General features: G+C 58.9%; 18 protein-coding genes. 12 read left to right on the top strand and 6 right to left on the bottom strand.

Annotated elements, in window-relative coordinates:
* Positions 1-154: 154 nt before the first annotated feature.
* The 10 genes from argC (at position 155) to ocd (ending at position 11,438) form a co-directional block, all read left to right on the top strand.
* Positions 155-1,198, top strand: a complete 1,044-nt coding sequence (argC, locus tag ABRP98_RS05220; RefSeq protein WP_349857885.1) for an N-acetyl-gamma-glutamyl-phosphate reductase — start codon at positions 155-157, stop codon at positions 1,196-1,198.
* Between the two features lie 28 nt (positions 1,199-1,226).
* Positions 1,227-2,396, top strand: coding sequence for a bifunctional glutamate N-acetyltransferase/amino-acid acetyltransferase ArgJ (gene argJ / locus ABRP98_RS05225; protein ID WP_349857902.1), 1,170 nt, complete (start codon positions 1,227-1,229; stop codon positions 2,394-2,396).
* Positions 2,397-2,404: 8 nt separating this feature from the next.
* A complete protein-coding gene (argB, locus tag ABRP98_RS05230; RefSeq protein WP_005280334.1) occupies positions 2,405-3,340 on the top strand; it encodes an acetylglutamate kinase in 936 nt (311 codons plus the stop codon).
* On the top strand, positions 3,337-4,515 hold the full coding sequence (locus tag ABRP98_RS05235; RefSeq protein WP_005280335.1) for an acetylornithine transaminase: 1,179 nt from the start codon (positions 3,337-3,339) through the stop codon (positions 4,513-4,515). The genes argB and ABRP98_RS05235 overlap by 4 nt, the downstream gene beginning before the upstream one ends.
* Positions 4,512-5,432, top strand: a complete 921-nt coding sequence (gene argF / locus ABRP98_RS05240; RefSeq protein ID WP_005280336.1) for an ornithine carbamoyltransferase — start codon at positions 4,512-4,514, stop codon at positions 5,430-5,432. Before ABRP98_RS05235 ends, argF begins: the two co-directional genes overlap by 4 nt.
* A 2-nt stretch (positions 5,433-5,434) precedes the next feature.
* The gene (locus ABRP98_RS05245) at positions 5,435-5,917 is read left to right on the top strand and encodes an arginine repressor (protein ID WP_005280337.1); all 483 of its coding nucleotides are present in this window, start codon (positions 5,435-5,437) and stop codon (positions 5,915-5,917) included.
* Between the two features lie 78 nt (positions 5,918-5,995).
* Positions 5,996-7,216, top strand: coding sequence for an argininosuccinate synthase (locus ABRP98_RS05250; RefSeq protein ID WP_349857887.1), 1,221 nt, complete (start codon positions 5,996-5,998; stop codon positions 7,214-7,216).
* A 6-nt stretch (positions 7,217-7,222) separates the two neighbouring features.
* Positions 7,223-8,653 (top strand): argininosuccinate lyase, encoded by a 1,431-nt coding sequence (gene argH, locus ABRP98_RS05255; protein ID WP_349857889.1) that lies wholly within the window; start codon positions 7,223-7,225, stop codon positions 8,651-8,653.
* Positions 8,654-8,869: 216 nt separating this feature from the next.
* Positions 8,870-10,387, top strand: coding sequence for an amino acid permease (locus tag ABRP98_RS05260; RefSeq protein WP_023017897.1), 1,518 nt, complete (start codon positions 8,870-8,872; stop codon positions 10,385-10,387).
* A 13-nt stretch (positions 10,388-10,400) separates the two neighbouring features.
* A complete protein-coding gene (gene ocd, locus ABRP98_RS05265) occupies positions 10,401-11,438 on the top strand; it encodes an ornithine cyclodeaminase (protein ID WP_005280341.1) in 1,038 nt (345 codons plus the stop codon).
* 137 nt (positions 11,439-11,575) lie between these two features.
* Here the strand turns inward: ocd and ABRP98_RS05270 are convergent, their stop codons facing one another.
* The 6 genes from ABRP98_RS05270 to thiC are packed head-to-tail and all read right to left on the bottom strand — an operon-like array spanning position 11,576 to position 17,468.
* Complete coding sequence (locus ABRP98_RS05270) at positions 11,576-12,733, bottom strand: ThiF family adenylyltransferase (protein ID WP_349857892.1); 1,158 nt, start codon at positions 12,731-12,733, stop codon at positions 11,576-11,578.
* Positions 12,733-13,515 (bottom strand): thiazole synthase, encoded by a 783-nt coding sequence (locus ABRP98_RS05275; RefSeq protein ID WP_349857894.1) that lies wholly within the window; start codon positions 13,513-13,515, stop codon positions 12,733-12,735. The genes ABRP98_RS05270 and ABRP98_RS05275 overlap by 1 nt, the downstream gene beginning before the upstream one ends.
* Before the next feature lie 9 nt (positions 13,516-13,524).
* The gene (gene thiS, locus ABRP98_RS05280; protein ID WP_023017900.1) at positions 13,525-13,728 is read right to left on the bottom strand and encodes a sulfur carrier protein ThiS; all 204 of its coding nucleotides are present in this window, start codon (positions 13,726-13,728) and stop codon (positions 13,525-13,527) included.
* 24 nt (positions 13,729-13,752) lie between these two features.
* Positions 13,753-14,874, bottom strand: coding sequence for a glycine oxidase ThiO (gene thiO, locus ABRP98_RS05285; RefSeq protein ID WP_237792068.1), 1,122 nt, complete (start codon positions 14,872-14,874; stop codon positions 13,753-13,755).
* On the bottom strand, positions 14,867-15,547 hold the full coding sequence (locus tag ABRP98_RS05290; RefSeq protein ID WP_237792069.1) for a thiamine phosphate synthase: 681 nt from the start codon (positions 15,545-15,547) through the stop codon (positions 14,867-14,869). Before ABRP98_RS05290 ends, thiO begins: the two co-directional genes overlap by 8 nt.
* Positions 15,537-17,468, bottom strand: coding sequence for a phosphomethylpyrimidine synthase ThiC (gene thiC / locus ABRP98_RS05295; protein WP_349857897.1), 1,932 nt, complete (start codon positions 17,466-17,468; stop codon positions 15,537-15,539). The genes ABRP98_RS05290 and thiC overlap by 11 nt, the downstream gene beginning before the upstream one ends.
* Positions 17,469-17,713: 245 nt before the next feature.
* Here thiC and ABRP98_RS05300 point away from each other — a divergent pair, with 245 nt between their 5' ends.
* Positions 17,714-17,887: a Trm112 family protein gene (locus ABRP98_RS05300; protein ID WP_034659356.1), complete on the top strand. Its 174-nt coding sequence runs from the start codon at positions 17,714-17,716 to the stop codon at positions 17,885-17,887.
* 45 nt (positions 17,888-17,932) lie between these two features.
* Positions 17,933-19,219 (top strand): tyrosine--tRNA ligase, encoded by a 1,287-nt coding sequence (tyrS, locus tag ABRP98_RS05305; protein ID WP_349857899.1) that lies wholly within the window; start codon positions 17,933-17,935, stop codon positions 19,217-19,219.
* Positions 19,220-19,579: the final 360 nt, after the last annotated feature.

A 19,579-nucleotide genomic window follows, 5' to 3' on the forward strand; every position in this document is an offset into this window, starting at 1 on the left:
TTTGGTGGCACATAAGCCACTCGGGTCTTGGGTCTTCGCCGTTCTGCTTTTTCATGCAGATTTTTAATTATTTTCATGCCCTATGAGCTGCGAAAAGTAATCCAGTTCACTGAATAACATACAGTGGAGCGTATTTCTTGCTATAGTTCCTCGTATGACGATTTCAGTAGCAGTGGCAGGGGCCACAGGGTACGCCGGCGGAGAGATTCTGCGCCTGCTGCTATCCCACCCTGCCTATCATTCCGGTGACCTGCGCATTGGTGCCTTGACGGGAAAATCCCAAGTAGGCCAGCGCGTCGCAGAAATTATCCCGCATCTGCCGCAGCTGGCGGATCGCGTCATTGCTGACACCACGCCCGAGGAACTTGCGGGACATGACGTCGTCTTCTTGGGCTTGCCGCACGGACACTCGGCGCGGCTGGCGGAGCAATTGGGCGGTGAGGTCACCATCATCGATTGCGCCGCTGACTTTCGGCTCCGCAAGGAGAGTGATTGGGCTGCCTATTACGGCGGGAATTATGCGGGGCAGTGGCCGTACGGCATCCCGGAGATCCCTGATAATAGGTCGAACCTCAAAGGTACAAACCGGGTAGCCGTGCCTGGTTGTTTCCCCACGGCCATTACCTTGGGGGCGTTGCCCGCCATTGCCCGCGATCTCGTGGAGCCCGCCCTGTCCGTGATCGCTATTACCGGCGTCTCCGGAGCGGGAAAGAAGGCATCCGTCGCGCAATTGGGCGCGGAGACCATGGGAAACGTTAAGGCATATAAACCAGGCGGCACTCACCGACATACCCCGGAAATCGTGCAGAACCTGCAACCATTTTCTCGCGACGAGGTATCCGTGAGTTTCACCCCGGTGCTTGCACCCATGCCCCGTGGGATTCTGGCGACGATTACGGCGGAGCTGAAAGGGGGAATCGGCAAGCAGCAGGTGCGCACCGCCTTCGAAGAATTTTATGCAGATGAGCCTTTCTGCCTCGTGCTGCCAGAAGGCCAGCAACCGGAAACCCAGAACGTGGTGGGTACGAACATGGTGCATATCCAAGTCCACGTCGATGACAATTCCCACCGCCTCATCATCACCGCGGCGCTCGACAATTTATGCAAGGGTACCGCCGGTGCCGCCGTGCAATGCATGAACCTTGCGTTGGGATGGACAGAAACTTTGGGATTGCCCCAAGCCGCAGTCGCCCCGTAGGGCTGCGCATTAAGAAGAGGAGAATATGATGACTACACCAGGAATCACCGGACCCGCCGGATTTAGCGCCGGCGCGGTAAAGGCCGGAATCAAGCCCTCCGGCAAGTCGGACTTGGCTTTGATTATCAATGAAGGCCCGCGCTCGGACGCGGCGGCGGTGTTCACGCGCAACCGCGTGGTAGCTTCCCCCGTTAAGGTCTCCCGCGAGGCGGTAGCGGATGGCCAACTGCGCGCCGTAGTCATCAACTCCGGCAATGCCAATGCGTGCAACGGCGTGCAAGGCGATGTCGATGCACGCGCAATGGTGGATGCCGTATCCCATGGCACGGAAATCGCCGTGAAGGATATTGCCATCTGTTCTACCGGGCTCATCGGCGAGCCGCTGCCCATGGACAATGCGCTTGCGGGCATCGCGGAGGTTGCGAACCACGTGGGTACTACCCCTCAGCACGGCAAAGACGCCGCCACTGCCATTATGACCACGGATACCGTTCCTAAGGAATCCGCTTGTGCTGGCGATGGTTGGTCCGTGGGCGCTATGGGCAAGGGCGTTGGCATGATGGCGCCGTCGCTAGCCACGATGTTGGTCTGCATTACTACCGATGCCGTCGCTGACGCAGCTATCCTGCAAAGCTCGCTGGAGAAGGCCTGCGCACAGACGTTTAATACGTTGGACGTGGACGGTTCGACCTCTACCAATGACACCGTGATTGTCATGGCTTCCGGGGCCTCCGGCGTGCAGCCCAGCTCAGAAGAGTTGGACCAGGCAATCCTAGAGGTCTGCGCGGATATTGCGGATCAGCTCCAAGCCGATGCTGAGGGAGTGACAAAGCGCGTAAAGATCACCGTCGAAGGCACGGGATCTGATGAGCAAGCGCTCAATGCCGCTCGCACCCTGGGTCGGGACAATTTATTTAAGTGCGCCATGTTTGGCTCCGATCCCAACTGGGGCAGGGTATTGGCCGCCGTCGGCATGGCGGATGCGGACATGGACCCAGACAATATCTCCGTCTACTTCAATGACCAGCCGGTATGCGTGCACTCGACGGGCGCGTCCGGAGCCCGCGATGTGGACTTGAGCGGGGCGGATATTGATGTCCGCGTGGATCTCGGCACCGGCGGTGAGGGTACAGCGTTCGTCCGCACCACGGACTTGTCCTACTCCTACGTTGAGATTAACTCGGCGTATAGCTCCTAGGAGGAGAAATGTTTCCCGGATTAAATAATCAAGAACGCGCTACGGTGCTGGCTGAAGCCTTGCCGTGGCTGCAGCACTTCCGCGATAAAATCGTCGTCGTCAAGTATGGCGGCAACGCCATGGTGGATGAGGAGCTCAAGGAAGCCTTTGCTGCGGATATGGTGTTTCTGCGCACCATTGGGGCAAAGCCCGTCGTCGTCCACGGCGGTGGCCCGCAGATCAATTCCATGCTGGAGAAGCTCGGCATTGAAGGTGAGTTTAAGGGTGGTTTCCGCGTCACCTCGCCCGAAATCATGGACGTAGTGCGCATGGTTCTTTTTGGCCAAGTCGGCCGCGGATTGGTGAACCTCATCAACTCGCATGGCCCCTACGCCGTGGGCACAAGCGGCGAAGACGCTGGGCTTTTCCGCGCCACCAAGCGCTTTGTGGAGGTAGAAGGAGAGGCAACCGATATCGGCATGGTGGGCGATATCGTGGAGGTCAATCCGGCAGCCGTTAATGACATCATCGAGGCCGGCCGCATCCCGGTGGTCTCTACCATCGCGCCAGGATCTGATGGCGAGGTATATAACATCAACGCCGACAGCGCCGCGGGTGCGCTAGCGAGCGCCCTGGGCGCAGAGCGCCTGGTCATTCTGACCAACGTGGAAGGCCTTTATACCGACTGGCCGAATAAAGATTCCTTAGTCTCCAAAATCGAAAGCGATGAGCTTACTGGGCTGCTTCCCGGCCTGAGCTCCGGCATGATTCCCAAAATGGAGTCCTGCCTCAATGCCGTGCAGGGCGGGGTATCCGCCGCGCACGTCATCGACGGCCGAATAGGCCATTCCGTGCTCCTTGAGCTTTTAACCCCAGGCGGCATTGGAACGATGGTCCTGCCCGATGATTACGAAAAGCACGATTATCCCGAAGGCACAGTGTTCAGGAAGGACGATATCGCATGAGCACGCAAGAAACATTAACCGGTCGGTGGTCAGAAACGCTGGCCAATACTTATGGCCAGCCGCCACTCGGCCTGGTGTCCGGGGAGGACGCCACCCTTACTGATGAAAACGGGAAGAACTACATTGACCTGCTGGCCGGTATCGCCGTGAATTCCTTGGGCTATGGCAATGCGGAGGTAGCAGATGCTGTTGCCAAGCAAAGCCGCACCCTTGTGCATACCTCCAATCTTTTTGCCACCCAACCCGTGCTCGATGCCGGGGCAAAGCTGATTGAACGGGTGGGCGATAGTGAGGCGCGCGTATTTTTCTGCAACTCCGGCTCAGAGGCAAACGAGGCGGCATTCAAGCTCGCGCGGCTGACCGGTAGGCGGCGCATCCTTGCTGCGCACCATGGTTTTCACGGCCGCACGATGGGCTCTTTGGCCATGACTGGGCAGCCTGATAAGCAAAAGGCATTCCGCCCACTGCCTAGTGGCGTGGAATTTTACCCTTACGGCGATATCGATTACCTGCGCCAGTTGGTGGAGCAAGACGCCGCGGATACCGCCGCCATCATCTTCGAGCCCATTCAGGGCGAGACCGGAGTCATTCCTGCTCCTGCCGGTTTTATGCGGGCCGTTTCTGAGTTATGCGATGAGCACGGCATTTTGCTCATCGTCGATGAAGTCCAAGCCGGGGCAGGGCGCACGGGGCAGTTCTTTGCCCACGAGCTCGAAGATATTTCCCCCGATGTCATCACCATGGCCAAGGGGTTGGGTGCCGGACTGCCCATCGGCGCCACCATCACTCGCGGCCGCGCCAAGGACTTATTCCAGCCAGGTTCCCACGGGACCACCTTTGGCGGAAACCCCGTGGCGTGTGCGGCGGCCAATGTTGTACTCGATGCCCTGGATCAGGAGTTCTTGGATGAGGTCTCCGCCAAGGGCGAGTACTTGGCGCAGCAAGTCAAGGAGATTCCCGGGGTCAGCGAGGTGCGCGGGCGCGGTCTCATGCTCGGAGTTGTATTAAATGCACCGGTTGCTCGCGAGGCCGTCAAGCGCGGATTCGAGCAGGGGATTATTCTCAACGCCCCGAGCGAGAACGTCCTGCGCCTTACCCCGCCGCTGATCATATCGCAGCAGGAAATTGATGCTGCCCTGGAAAAATTACACACCGTTGTGGAGGAATTAGTATGAACTTGCGCCATTTTCTAGCCGATGATGACCTGAGCCCAGAGGAACAAAAGGAAGTCCTCGATCTGGCGGTCCAACTCAAGGCCGACCCGTTCGCGCGGCGCCCTCTGGAGGGGCCAAAGACGGTAGCCGTCCTTTTTGATAAGACATCTACACGCACCCGCTTTTCCTTTGAAACCGGAATCGCGCACATGGGCGGCAGCGCCATTACCGTTGATTCTTCTGGCACTCATATGAGTAAGGGCGAGTCCTATCAGGATACGGGTGCGGTCTTGTCCCGCTACGTGGAGGCCATTGTCTGGCGCACTTATGCCCACGACAACCTGGAGCAGATGGCGGAGACTTCGACGGCTCCGCTGGTCAATGCGCTTTCTGATGACCTGCATCCTTGCCAAATCCTGGCCGATCTCCTGACCTGCCGGGAAAACCTAGGTGACCTTACAGGCCGCAAGGCGGTTTATCTTGGGGACGGCAATAATAATATGGCCAATTCTTATATGATTGGCTTTGCTACCGCAGGCATGGATATTTCCATCGTTTCACCGGAAGGGTTCCAACCGCGTCCCGAATTTGTCGAGCGCGCACGGCAGCGCGGCAATGTGACGGTGACCGATGATGTGGAAGAAGTGTCAGGCGCTGATGTGGTAATAACGGATACCTGGGTATCTATGGGACAGGAAAACGATGGGCAGGACAGGCGCACCCCGTTCTTGCCGTATCAGGTCTCTAAAGACGTGATGGCAAAGGCAAAGAAGGACGCGATTTTCTTGCACTGCCTGCCGGCCTATCGTGGAAACGAGGTGACCGCAGAGGTTATCGATGGACCGCAGTCCCGGGTATTTGATGAAGCAGAAAACCGCCTGCATGCCCAAAAGGCATTGCTGGTGTGGTTGCTCGATATCAATAAGGAGAATAGCTAGCCATGAGTACCCCGAGCACTCGTACTGCCCGGCAGGCAAAGATTTTGGAAATCCTGGACCGCAATCGCGTCACGAGCCAGGTCCAATTATCGGAGCTCTTGTTGGCAGAAGGCATCGACATTACGCAGGCCACGCTCTCGCGAGATCTTGATGAGCTGGGGGCGAAGAAGGTCAAGCGAGATGGCGGGCGCTCGTACTATATGGTCGCAGGTGAGCTGGAACAATTCGAAGACCAGGTGGGCGGTCCGCGCGAAAAGCTGCGGCGCATGTTGGATGAATTGGTGGTCTCCCACGATTCCTCGATGAATATCGCGATGCTGCGCACTCCAGCGGGCGCGGCGCAATACCTCGCCAGCTTTATCGACCGAGTGGGTCTGCATGACGTGGTGGGGTGCATCGCTGGTGATGACACCATCTTTGTGCTGGCGCGCGAGGGGGTCACCGGTGCGGAATTGGCGGAAAAGCTGAAGGCGCAGAAGATTTAAAGAAGAGTGGCATTCTCGCACCCACTCGTATATTATTTAAGTAAACGCATTATTTTCAAACACTGAAGGAGACTTAGCATGTCTGCACGCGTAGTCTTGGCCTATTCCGGTGGCCTCGATACCTCGGTAGCCATTCCATACCTGGCAAAGATGACCGGCGGCGATGTCGTTGCCGTTTCCCTCGACTTGGGTCAGGGCGGCGAGGATATGGAGTCCGTACGCCAGCGTGCGCTCGATTGCGGTGCGGTGGAATCCATCGTTATCGACGCCAAAGATGAGTTTGCGGAGCAATACTGCGTGCCCACCATTAAGGCGAATGGCATGTACATGAAGCAGTACCCGCTGGTATCTGCCATTTCCCGTCCGCTTATTACCAAGCATCTCGTAAAGGCCGCGCAGGAGCACGGCGGAACGCACGCTTCTCACGGTTGCACCGGTAAGGGCAATGACCAGGTGCGTTTTGAGGTGTCCTTCCGCGCCCAGGATCCATCGCTAGAGATCGTCGCCCCAGCGCGTGATTATGCATGGACCCGCGATAAGGCCATCGATTTTGCCGAAGAGATTAACCTGCCCATTGAGCAATCGGCGGCCTCGCCATTTTCCATCGACCAGAACCTGTGGGGCCGTGCGGTAGAAACCGGCTTCCTGGAGGATCTGTGGAACCCACCGACAAAGGATCTCTACGCATATACGGAAGACCCGGGCCTGGGCAATGCTCCGGATGAGATCATCATTTCCTTTGAGAAGGGTGTTCCGGTTGCCGTCGATGGCAAGAAGTTGACCCCGCTGCAGGTCATCGAAGAGGTCAACCGCCGTGCTGGTGCCCAGGGCATCGGCCGCTTGGACATGGTGGAGGACCGGTTGGTGGGCATTAAGTCCCGCGAGGTCTACGAAGCACCGGGTGCCATGGTGCTCATCCAGGCTCACGAGGCGCTGGAGGATGTCACCGTGGAGCGCGAGCTGGCGCGCTACAAGCGCCTGACGGATGCGCGGTGGTCCGAGGAGGTCTATGACGGCCTGTGGCACTCGCCGCTCAAGCGTTCCCTGGATGCCTTCATCGAGGAATCCCAGGAGAACGTCACCGGCGATATCCGCCTGAGCCTGCACGCAGGTACTGCGACCGTCACCGGCCGCCGCTCCGGCCAGTCGCTGTACTCCTTCGATCTGGCTACCTACGACACCGGCGATACCTTCGACCAGACCGCTGCAAAGGGCTTTGTCCAGTTGCACGGCTTGTCCACCCAGATTTCCAACCAGCGTGACCGCGAGGGTGGTTTCCCCACCAGCGCAGAAAAATAGGCACCGATGGAACCACACAAGACTAACGAAGGCGCGCTCTGGGGCGGCCGTTTCTCCGGCGGCCCTTCCGAGGCGATGTTCGCCCTTTCGGTGTCCACCCATTTTGACTGGGTGCTTGCCCCTTACGACGTACTCGCCTCGAAGGCGCACGCCAAGGTGCTGCACAAGGCAGGGCTGCTTTCCGATGCCGACCTCGACACCATGCTTTCCGGGCTCACCGAGCTCGGGGAGAAGGTTGCTTCAGGCAAATTTGTCCCAGCACCCACCGATGAAGATGTGCACGGCGCCATGGAGCGCGGCCTCATCGACATCGTTGGGCCCGAGTTAGGCGGCCGCCTGCGCGCGGGACGTTCCCGCAACGACCAGGTCGCCACGCTCTTTCGCATGTGGGTGCGCGATGCCATCCGCGATACGGCCCTGCAGGTCTCCGAGCTTGTCGATGCCCTAGCGGATCAAGCCGCCGCGCATCCCGAAGCCATCATGCCGGGCAAGACGCACTCCCAGGCCGCGCAGCCCATCCTGCTTGCCCACGAATTATTGGGCCATGCCCAACCGCTGCTGCGCGATATTCAGCGCCTGCAGGACTTGGATAAGCGGCTAGCCGTATCCCCGTATGGCTCGGGTGCACTCGCAGGTTCCTCCCTGCAGCTTGATCCAGAGGCCATCGCGGCGGAACTCGGCTTCGATTCAGCCGCTGAAAACTCCTTGGATGGCACCGCTTCACGCGATTTCGCTTCGGAGACGGCCTTTGTCTTGGCACAGATTGCCGTTGACATGTCCAGGCTGGCAGAAGAGATCATCTACTGGTGCACCCCGGAATACGGCTACGTCACCTTGGACGACGCATGGTCCACGGGCTCATCCATCATGCCGCAAAAGAAGAACCCGGATATCCCGGAACTTACCCGCGGCAAGACTGGGCGCCTGATTGGCAACCTCACTGGCTTGCTATCCACGCTGAAGGCACAGCCGCTGGCCTATAACCGCGACCTACAAGAGGACAAAGAACCGATCGTGGATTCGGTAGCACAGCTCAACTTGCTGCTGCCGTCGATGACCGGCCTCGTGTCCACCTTGTCCTTCAATGAAGACAGGATGCGCGAGTTGGCGCCACGCGGATTCACCCTGGCCACCGACTTGGCCGAGTGGATGGTTCGCCAAGGCATGCCCTTCCGCGAAGCGCACGAAGCTTCCGGCGCGTGCGTACGCATCGCCGAAGAGCGGGGAGTGGACTTGGTGGACCTCACTGATGAGGAACTCAAGGGCGTCGACAAGCGACTGACCCCAGAGGTGCGCGAGGTCCTCACCATCGACGGTGCCGTTGCTTCCCGCACAACAAAAGGCGGAACCGCCGGCGTCCGCGTTGCTGAGCAGCGCGAAACCGTCCGCGAAAATGCCGCCGCGGCGCGCGAGTGGGCGCAGAAGCCGTTGCGCTAACTGGCGAAATCCCCCTTCTTACCGCATGGTCTATGGCCATGCGGTTCTTTTATATTTCCAACGGGGGTAGGAGATCGACTCATTCCCAAGGTACTAACCGTGTTGTTGAACAAATTGGGGGTAGTGGTGATATGGGTTACATAGTGTTGTGTTAATGTCTTTTCGAGGAATGAGACCTAGTACACGCATTCCTGCCAATGAAAGGACGATCTCTAAATGACTGAAAATTCTCCACCGTCTAGTACTGGGCCGCACGAGAATGAGAAGGCGGTTTTCGCATCGGAAGATCATGGCCTTCAAAAGGGGATGGGCAATCGCCAGCTACAGATGATTGCCATCGGTTCCGCGATTGGTACCGGTCTTCTTTTGGGTACTGGTAGCCGCCTGCAAACCGCCGGCCCGTTCCTAGCGGTGCTTTACCTCATCTGTGGTTTCTTCGGCTACATAATCCTGCGATCCCTTGGCGAGCTCATCGTCTACCGCCCAAGCTCCGGCTCTTTCGTCTCCTATGCTCGAGAGTTCTACGGCGAGAAGGCTGCGTTTGTTACCGGCTGGCTGTACTGGGGAAACTGGGCCATGACTCTGGTCGCGGATGGTACTGCGGTGGCCATCTACATCAAGTGGTTTAGCCAGTACACAACATGGCTTGACTCGGTACCGCAGTGGACGCTTGCCCTCGTCGTCATCTGCAGCATCTTGGTATTCAACATGCTTTCGGTGAAGATCTTCGGTGAGCTGGAATACTGGTTCTCACTGATTAAGATCGTCGCTCTGATTATCTTTATGCTCGTGGCCATCGGTGTTCTAATCTTTGGTCATCCGAGTGGAGACCCGACTGGCTTCAGCCTGATTTCTAGTACCGGTGGCTGGTTGCCTAATGGCTTGCTACCTGCCGTGATTGTCATCCAGGGTGTTGTCTTTGCTTATGCAGGTATCGAGCTGGTGGGTACCACCTCCGGTGAAACCAAGGACGTAGAAAAGCACATCCCGCGCGCGGTAAACAACGTCCTCCTGCGTATTTTGGTCTTCTACTTTGGCTCTGTTCTGCTGTTGACCCTAGTGCTGCCGTACACCAACTACGTGGCAGAAGTGTCGCCCTTTGTGACCTTCTTTGAGTCCCTTGGCGTTGGCGTGGCCGCTCCAATCTTCCAGCTGGTGGTTATTACAGCCGCTATTTCCTCGCTTAATGCTGGCCTGTATTCCACCGGCCGCATTATGTACAACATGTCTACCTCTGGCTCGGGCCCGAAGTTCGGTGCCCGTATGTCCAAGTCGGGCGTGCCCTATGGCGGCATCGTGATGGCAGCCCTGGTGGGCTTGGCAGGTGTCTTCCTCAACTATGTCGTACCTGAGATGGCATTCGAAATCGTCCTCAACCTGGCTGCGTTGGGCACTCTAGCCTCGTGGGCTGCGGTTGCTCTATCTCACCTGAGGTTTATCCAACTATCCAAGAGTGGGCGTTATACTCGTCCTGGGTACCGCTCACCATTTGGTCAAGGCGGAGACTGGGCGGTACTGATCTTCATTGGCCTGGTAATTATCCTGATGGCCTTTGATTATCCGATCGGAACCTATGCGCTTGCATCGACCGTGCTGCTCATTCCGGTCTTTGTGGCAATGTGGTTTGCATGGCGCGAGCGGATCCGCACTATTGCGGAGGAGAGGAAGGCAAAGCACCTGCCAACCTCGAGCTTCCCTGCCGCACCACAAACAGACCTTCACTCCAAGAACTAAGAAAGGAATTCTTATGAACCACGCTGTTAAGTTTGTAGACGTCGAAAATATGGCGCGCTGGATTCAGCGCGAAGGCGTAGAGAACATCATTACTGGAATGGTGGATTACCTCGAGGCTGACTACCGCGAATGGGAGCGCTTTGACAAGATTCCGCGCGTTGCCTCCCACACCCCGTTCGGCGTCATCGAGCTGATGCCTACCTCTAACGGTAAGGAGTACTCCTTCAAGTACGTTAATGGTCACCCGTCCAACCCTGCTCGCGGTTACCAGACCGTTACCGCATTTGGTGTTATCGCTGACGTCGACAATGGTTACCCGACCTTCGAAGCAGAGATGACCCTCCTTACCGCGCTGCGCACCGCCGCCACCTCCGCCATGGTGGGCAAGCACCTTGCGCGCAAGGATTCCAAGCGCATGGCGATGATTGGTGCTGGCTCGCAGTCCGAGTTCCAGGCACTGGGCTTCCGTGGCGTCATGGGCATCGAAGACATCACCATCTACGATATCGACCCTGAAGCAGTGGAAAAGTTCAAGCGTAACTTGGAGCCACTTGGCTTTAATATCACCGCCTGCTCTAGCGTCGACGAGGCAGTACTGGGCGCAGATATCATTACCACCTGCACCGCCGACAAGGCTCAGAACCAGATTCTTGCTGATCGCCACGTTGCCCCAGGCGTACACCTCAACGCAGTCGGCGGTGACTGCCCAGGCAAGACCGAGCTCGAGAGCTCCATCCTGGACAAGTCCAAGGTCTTCGTGGAATTCCCTGAGCAGACCCGCATCGAGGGCGAAATCCAGCAGAAGCCGGAAGACTTCCCGGTCGTGGAGTTCTACCAGGTGCTCACCGGTCAGGCCACCGGCCGCGACGATGATGAGCAGATCACGCTTTTCGATGATGTCGGATTCGCCATCAATGACTTCTCCGCGCTGCGTTACCTGCGCGATTCCGTCAAGGGCACCGACTTGGAGTCCGAGATTGACATCATTGCCAACCCGGACGATCCTAAGGATCTGTTCTCCTTGGTTGCTAACGTTCCGTCCCTGCTTTAAGGCACGGGTGGGGCAGAGGGATCCAACTTCTCCCTCTGCCTCGCTAAGGTGAGAACCACTATCCCTAGAAGTTGTAAGAGGTCCTTGTCTTCCTGCAAGACAAGGACCCTTTGTCATATTCGGATGTTTTGCACTAGTTAGTGATCCGGCATCCCGTGGAATGTTGCGGGCTGGCTCTTTATGCCACCTGCAACGTTGTGCAGCATAATGCCACGCTGTTCGGCTTCCTCAGCGAAGGCCGAGATGAAGCTGGCCGATCGCTTGCCGGAGGCGCAGTACACCCAGGCGTCGCTAAGCCCCGCGCCCTGCAGGGAATCGAGCAAGCAGCGCGCTGCCTCTGGATCTTCCAGCCACACGGAGGTTGGTAAGTGGTAATGCTTGGCGGTGGCGTCAAAAAAGAAATCATCAATGGCGGCCTCCCCGGCTTCGCGTACATCGATGGCCACGGCGCCGGCGCGCAGATCGTCGAACATCGCCGCGGTATCTTCGGCCCCCGGTAAGGCACAGGCAGCGCCACCGTAGTTGTGCTGCAGCTGTGTGGTTAGCTCACGTGCCGGGTCGTGGGGCACGCGGAAGTGAGTGATGGAGGAAGTCAGGGCATCGTAGATGCTCAACAGACCTACCCGGTCGCGGTTCATGCCGGTGGCGAACTGGATTAGCTCGGTCGACATCAGGCCCGCGACCACGCTTGTGGTCACGCCCAGCACGCCGGCGGTGGCGCAATCCGGCACGGAATCGGGATCGGGTTGCAGGGGATAGAGGTCCCGCATGCCCACGCCCGATTCGGCACCGGGTCCAGACCACCACACTGCGCAGTCGCCGCGAAATCGCAGCACCGAGCCCCATACCAGCGGGGTACCCGTGATCTCCGCAGCATCGGCGGCGAGGAACTTGGTGGCAAACGTATCGGAACCATCCACCAGGATGTCCACTCCACGGAGATAATCCACGGCGTTGTCGGCGGTAAGGCGGTCGTGAATCGCATGCACCACGATGCCGGGCTGCAGCTGCTCGAGCTTTTCGGCGGCGACCTCCACCTTGGATCTACCCACATCCTGGGCGCCGAACAGGATCTGGCGGTGGATATTGGTGAGATCCACCGTGTCGTCGTCGATCACAGAAATCTCGCCCACACCGGCGGCAGCCAGTTGCTGCATCAGGGGGCATCCCAATCCGCCAGCGCCGATGACGAATACATGGGTGCCGTGCAGCGCTTCCTGCTGGGTGATGCCATAACCGGGCAGCAGGGTTTGGCGGGCCGCTCTACGCAGCTCTTCGCGTGGCAGTTGGCTCATTACAGGACCTTGTCTTCCCAGCTCGCCAATCCTTCAAACGATGATGACGCCACGGCGTGCTGCCTTTTCGGAATGCGCCCAGCTTGGCGGGCCAACCGGCCGCCTTCCACGGCGTATTTCATTGCAGTCGCCATCGCCAGGGGATCCTGGCAGCGGTTGATGGCACTGGCTAAAAGCACGCCATCGCAGCCCAGCTCCATGGCCAGTGCAGCATCGGAGGCCGTGCCCACACCGGCATCCAGCAGCACGGGAACCTGGGTGCGCGAACAGATCAGCTCAATATTGTGCGGGTTCAGGATGCCTAGACCCGTACCAATCGGCGAGCCCAAAGGCATCACCGCATCCACGCCCACGTCTTCTAGCCGCTTGGCGATGACCGGATCGTCACTCGTGTATGCCAGCACCACGAATCGTTCAGCAACCAGCATCTCGCACGCATCCACGAGCTCCACCACGTCCGGTAGAAGCGTGCGATCATCCGCGATCACTTCTACCTTCACCCAATTGGTGCCCAGCGCCTCGCGGGCTAACTTGGCGGTGGTCACGGCATTGCGGGCGGTGCGGCACCCCGCAGTGTTGGGTAGCACGTCAATGTTTAATCGTTGTAAGAGCTCGAAGATGGACTCGCCACCGGGACTATTAGCGCTGTGCCGACGCATGGCGACGGTGGTGAGCTCCGTACCGCTGGCAACCAGGGATTGCTCCAGCATGTCCTGGCTGCTGGCCCCGCCGGTTCCCATTACTAGATGCGAATCGAATTGTTTATTTGCAATAGTAAGCATCGGAGATTCCTAACCGCCCTGTACGGCGATGAGGATATCGAGCTCATCGCCGTTGGCGACTTCATAAGACCAGTTGCTGGCTGGAACGACATCGCCATTGACGGCTACGGCCACGCCCTTTGGCGAGGCATCGCCAGTCTCTGCTTCTACGATGGCGCTCACGGTGATCGGCCCATCGCTGTTGCGGGGTTCTCCATTAACCGTGTATTCCATGGTGCTTATTCCTTTCTTTTGTGGCTATCGGGCGTGGCGTAGCGGATCGCAGGCCGAAATGTCTATCCCCGGGGACGTGCCCAATCCCAACTGGGCACCCACCTTAGCCCCCAGGGCGGACAGGAGGATTCCGTGGCGGAAGTACCCGGTGGAGATCACTAGCCCGTCGCGTACTTTGCCCAGGTAGGGCAAATCATCGGGGGTGCCTGGCCGGGCTCCAACGATCGCTTCGATGAACTCGCAATCCTCCAGTCCCGGAACCACGCGGATGGCATCGCGAAGGAGCGTGTGCACACCGTCCACAGACGGGCCCTTGCGGTTGTCCTCGCGGCTGGTGGCACCGATAGCGATGGTGCCGTCGGTGCGGGGGATAACATACACCGGCCGATCCTCCACGAATGCGCGCACCACCCGGGTGATTGGCGCTAGCTCTTCTGGTACCCGCAGCCGCAGCATGTCACCCAACACCGGCCGTAGTGCTAGGGGATTGGCGCCCTCGAACCAGCCATCCACGTCCTTGGCGCCCAGCCCGTTGCAGAGGTAGATCATGTTGGCAGTGACCATGGGGGCATCGGCAAGCTGCACATTTTGGCCGTCGATGCGCGTTGCTGCCGTGGACAGAAAGCGAACCCCGGCGTGCTGCAGGTATTCCAGCAGGCACGCGCTGAACATGCGCGGGTTGATCTGATGATCGCCCGGGATTTCCACTGCGGCGGCCAGTTGGGGGCTGAGCCCAGGCTCTAGCTTTCGTGCTTGCCGAAGTGGCAGCGCGTGGGCATCCATGCCGTGTTTCTGCTGTAGCGCCAGCAGCTCGCGGATGTGCACGCCATCGGCGCGGTCGGCGCCCACCACCAGGGTGGATTCACGGCGATGCCCGGTCGGTGCGGTGGTTTTCGCACTCAACCTGGCCAGAAGATCAGGGAACATCTCGCCCGAAGCAACCATCAGCGGGTACAACGGCTCTTGCCGGTATTGCACCTCCGCCACCGGCGCCAGCATGCCACCGGCCACGAAAGTGGCACCGCTAATGGGGTGGGGATCGATCACCACGATTTCCTGTGGGTCGACACCCGCATCCACCAGCTCGAATGCGGTGGTAAGCCCGATGATTCCCGCGCCAATGATCGCGTGCTCGGCATTATGCATGTGAACCGTTTGCTGCATTCTTGTCCGCCCGATCGAAGGCATCGACAACCGTGGTTGCCAGTGCAGCTGGATCATCGGAGTACATAAAGGCACGCACGATTGCCACTCCAGCCACACCGGTGTGGGCCAGGGCTTCGGCGTCGGCAGCCTGGACGTCTCCAATCGCCACCACCGGAACGGCCGAAGCTGCCACGAGCGGGGGATAGCCTTCCAACCCCAGCGGGGCTCGACCAGAGGATTTCGTGGGCGTGGGGCGGAACGGCCCGGCACCGATGTAGTCGATCACATCGGCGTACTCGTTAGCACCCTGCACGAGCTCGAGGGTGCCGGTGGTCAACCCGATGATCGCATCCTCGCCAAGAACCTGCCGTGCCAGGCGCGGATCCAGGTCGTCTTGGCCGATGTGTATGCCGTGGATATTGTGCTTACCCATTAGCGCGGCGGCCACGTCGACTCGGTCATCGATAAGCACCCGCGTTGCTGGATTGGCTTCCTCGACCGCCGCGGCCACGTCGATAGCAAGCTCGGTCAGATCGCGCACGCTAATGGGCTTGCTGCGAACTTGAATCACGCCCGCGCCACCGGCTGCTGCCGCCGCGGCAACCTGCACGACCTTCTCCCGCGGTGCGCCCGTCACGTGGTAGCACCGCAGGTCCAGCTGGTTAGCGCTCACTGTACGCCGCTGCTTCCTTTTGCAGATCCTCGGAAACTTCCTTGGCCTCGTCGCGGTTTAGGTACAGCTTGGAGCCCGCACGACGGAACTCCTCGGCCATTTCTTCTTCGCCTTCGGCGTTAGTGACGCCCTCTTCGTCCACGCTCTGGCGGCCGAAGCCAGGCAAGCCGAGGTCCTTGACTAGCGATTGCTCTCGGTCAGTGGCCAGCACCTCGTCGATCTTCTCGCCGAATGCGTCGCGGATATCCTGGCTGATGCGCATGGAGCAGAATTTTGGTCCGCACATCGAGCAGAAGTGGGCGGTCTTCGCCGGCTCCGCGGGCAGGGTTTCGTCGTGGTAGGACTGGGCGGTATCCGGGTCCAGGGACAGGGCGAACTGGTCGTGCCAACGGAATTCGAAGCGCGCCTTGCTCATTGCATCGTCCCACTCGTGGGCACCAGGGTGGCCCTTGGCGACGTCCGCCGCGTGCGCGGAGACCTTGTAGGTGATCACACCAGTCTTCACGTCGTCCTTATTCGGTAGGCCGAGGTGCTCCTTCGGGGTGACGTAGCACAGCATCGCGGTACCACCCATCGCGATATTGGCCGCACCGATGGCGGAAGTGATGTGGTCATAGCCGGGAGCAATATCGGTAACCAGCGGTCCCAGGGTGTAAAACGGCGCGCCGCCGCACCATTCCTGCTCCTTTTCGTTGTTGACCTGCACCATGTTGAGCGGCACGTGGCCTGGGCCTTCTACCATGACCTGAACGTCGTACTCCCAGGCACGGTGGGTCAATTCACCGATGGTCTTCAGTTCAGCGAACTGGGCTGCGTCGTTGGCATCGGCGATGGAGCCGGGGCGCAGGCCATCGCCAAGCGAGAACGCGACGTCGTACTTGGCGAAGATCTCGCACAGCTCGTCAAAGTTCTCGTACAGGAAGGATTCCTTGTGGTGGGCTAGGCACCAGCCGGCCATGATGGAACCGCCGCGCGAAACGATGCCGGTCACGCGCTTGGTGGTCAGCGGCACGAAGGGCAGGCGCACGCCGGCGTGGATCGTCATGTAGTCCACGCCCTGCTCGCATTGCTCGATTACGGTATCGCGGAAGATTTCCCAGGTCAGGTCCTCGGCCACGCCGTCGACCTTCTCAAGGGCCTGGTAGATCGGCACGGTACCGATCGGCACCGGAGAGTTGCGCATGATCCACTCGCGGGTGGTGTGAATGTCGTTGCCCGTGGATAGATCCATCACGGTATCTGCGCCCCAGCGGGTAGCCCAGCGCAGCTTGTCCACCTCTTCGCGGATAGAGGAGGTCACTGCGGAGTTGCCGATATTGGCGTTGATCTTCGTGTTGAAGGCATTGCCGATGATCATCGGCTCGGATTCCGGGTGGTTGATGTTGTTCGGGATGATTGCCTTACCGGAGGCAACCTGCTCGCGCACCTTTTCTACATCGCAGTGCTCGCGCAGTGCGACGTATTCCATCTCCGGGGTGATAATACCCTGGCGGGCGTAGTGCATCTGGGTTACGCGCTTGCCTTCCTTGGCTCGCAGCGTCTCGCGGCTTATACCCTTCCACTCATCGCTGGCCTCGCCACGCTTGAGGGCGCGGTTACCGTCGTCCAACAGGTTGCGGCGCCGGCCCTCGTAGGCCTCCACATCGCCGCGAGCTTCGATCCACTCACTGCGCAGAGCCTCCAGCCCCTCGGTCGGCTCGGCCCACGGACCGCGGGTGCGGTAGAGCTTCTGCGGTGCGTTCGGGCCGGTCGGGGAATCATCCAGTTGAACCTCGGTTTCCGGCACCTGGAGGGTGAAGGTCTTGCCGAAGGATTCCACCTGCTTTTCGATGGGGGCGAAGCTGTGCTTCGGGTGGATTTCCGCACCGTACTCGTCGTTCGGAATGGTGGTACGGGTGTGTTGGGTAGACGTATCCGTCATAGTTGACTCTCCTCATTCTTCCTTCGCTGGTTCTAACCAGGCAGGTTCTAGCGGTACTCGCGCGGGCATACAGCGCGATCTCAGCTCGATACCTCGAGCGCCCGTGTTCGGTTGCACTGTCCACTGTAACGCACACCACCCGAGGGCGAGGTTATGGGGCAGGTGGGTCACCGAGGGGGCATCGGCAAGTAACACCCAGGGAGTCACTCGGTGGGATGTCTGGGGCAGGGGCTAGACTAAGCAGCATGATTGATCAGAAGCTCCTAGAGATCCTCGTGTGCCCCATCGACAGGCAACCGCTTGAGGATCACGGTGACTATTTGGTGAACCCCAGGCTGAACAAGGCCTATCCAGTGCAGGACGGCATTCCGGTTATGCTTGTAGACGAAGCCGTGGACTGGCCCATTGAGTCCAAGTAACTAGAGTCCTGCAAATCAAGTAATAGAAAAAGGGAACACCTACGTATGAGCAACACCACGAACATTATCGACGAACTGCAATGGCGCGGGCTGATCAACCAGTCCACGGGCTTGGAGGCGCTGAAGGAAGCCACAGCGAACCCGATCAGCTTGTACTGCGGTTTCGATCCGACGGGCAGCTCGCTGCATGCGGGCCACCTGGTGCCGCTGATTATGCTGAAGCGCTTCCAGCAATTCGGTCACCGTCCAATCGCGTTGGCTGGTGGAGCCACGGGAATGATTGGTGACCCGCGCGATGTCGGCGAGCGCTCCATGCTCTCGGAAGAGCAGATCACAGAGAACATGCAGGCAATCAAGACCCAACTTGAGGCTTTCGTGGACTTCACCGATTCGGGCGAGGTTACAAGCCCAGCGGTGATGGTCAATAACGCCGACTGGACCAGTCAGATCAACGTCATTGAATACCTGCGCGACATTGGTAAGAACTTCTCGCTCAACACCATGCTGGACCGCGATACCGTTAAGCGGCGCTTGGAATCCGACGGCATTTCTTACACCGAGTTTTCCTACATGCTGCTGCAGGCGAACGACTTTGCGCACCTGCACAACGAGTACGACTGCGTACTGCAGATTGGCGGTGGCGACCAGTGGGGCAACATCGTTTCCGGCGTGGATCTCAACCGCCGCGTAAACGGTGTGAAGGTGCACGGCCTGACGGTACCGCTGGTGACAGATGCCGAGGGCAATAAGTTTGGTAAATCCACCGGCGGCGGCAAACTGTGGCTAGATCCAGAGCTGACCAGCCCGTACTCCTGGTACCAATACTTCATCAATGCCGGTGATGCCGTTGTTATCGATTACCTGCGTTGGTTTACCTTCCTAAACCAAGAAGAGATCGCGGAACTGGAGCGCAAGGTAGAGCAGGAACCCCACAAGCGTGAGGCGCAACGCGTGTTGGCGCGGGAGATGACCACCTTGGTGCACGGCGCGCAGGCCACCGAAGCAGTGGAGCTGGCTTCCCAGGCACTGTTCGGCAGGGCAGAACTGCAGGATCTGGACGAGTCCACGCTGTCTTCTGCATTGCAGGAAACCGAGGCGGTTGAGGTCAGCACGCAGGCCACCATCCTGGACTTGTTGGTTGAGTCGGGATTGGAGAAATCAAAGGGTGCCGCGCGCCGCACTGTGGGTGAAGGTGGCGCGTACGTGAATAACCAGCGCATCGAGGACATCGAGTGGTCCCCGTCTTCCCAAGACCTGCTGCATGGCTCTTGGCTGGTGTTGCGTAAGGGCAAGAAGCGCTTCGCTGGGGCACGGGTTGTGAATCCTTCTTAGTGACTTCGCTTCGGTTGTTAACTGATCCCTTGGTAATTGCATTTTTACGCTTTTGCCAGGGGATTTGTGCGTTTCTTGGAGTGGGGTGTAGGTTTATCCAAGTCGCCGAGAGGTAGCCGGTTGGTTACTTTTGAGTGACTTTTTGTACTGGCTTGATTCAAGGATTTGACTTGGTTCAGGTTGTTGGGTAAGTTAGTGCGAGCCGCCGATGAGAGGTTAACGTTTGGTTAATTTTCTTGTGGTGTGTGGGTGTTGTTTGAGAACTCAATAGTGTGCCAATGTACTTATTTTTTATTTTTGTGTGCATGGTTGTGTGTTGATTGGTCTGTTGGCCAGCGAATCTTGTGTGGTTTGTTGGCC

It is taken from the genome of Corynebacterium sp. KPL2838, from assembly GCF_040225455.1.
Taxonomy (GTDB): domain Bacteria; phylum Actinomycetota; class Actinomycetes; order Mycobacteriales; family Mycobacteriaceae; genus Corynebacterium; species Corynebacterium rhinophilum.